Genomic DNA, 281 nt, shown 5'->3' with positions numbered 1-281 from the left:
ATGAACGGCATCATTGGGATGACCGGCCTGTTGCTGGACACCGAGCTAACCGACGAGCAGCGCGAATACGTCGAAGCCACCCGCAACAGCGCCGAGGCGCTGCTGACGATTATCAACGACATCCTGGATTTCTCCAAGATCGAGTCGGGCAAGCTCGAACTGGAATACCGCCCCTTCGAGCTGCGCACCTGCCTGGAGGAGGTCATAAAGCTGCTGGCTCCCCGGGCCGCCCAGAAGAACCTCGACCTGGCCTGCCTGGTGGACGATGCCATTCCCCGGAT

General features: G+C 61.2%; 1 protein-coding gene. It reads left to right on the top strand.

Annotated features, from left to right (window positions below; genetic code table 11):
* Positions 1 to 281: histidine kinase dimerization/phospho-acceptor domain-containing protein (locus ACMUOY_RS20330; protein ID WP_413894536.1), on the top strand; the 281-nt coding region annotated here is incomplete at both ends.

Source organism: Candidatus Skiveiella danica, from assembly GCF_022705245.1.
In the GTDB taxonomy this organism is placed as follows: Bacteria; Pseudomonadota; Gammaproteobacteria; order Burkholderiales; family Burkholderiaceae_C; genus Skiveiella; species Skiveiella danica.
This window is presented reverse-complemented; position numbering and strand designations above follow the sequence as displayed.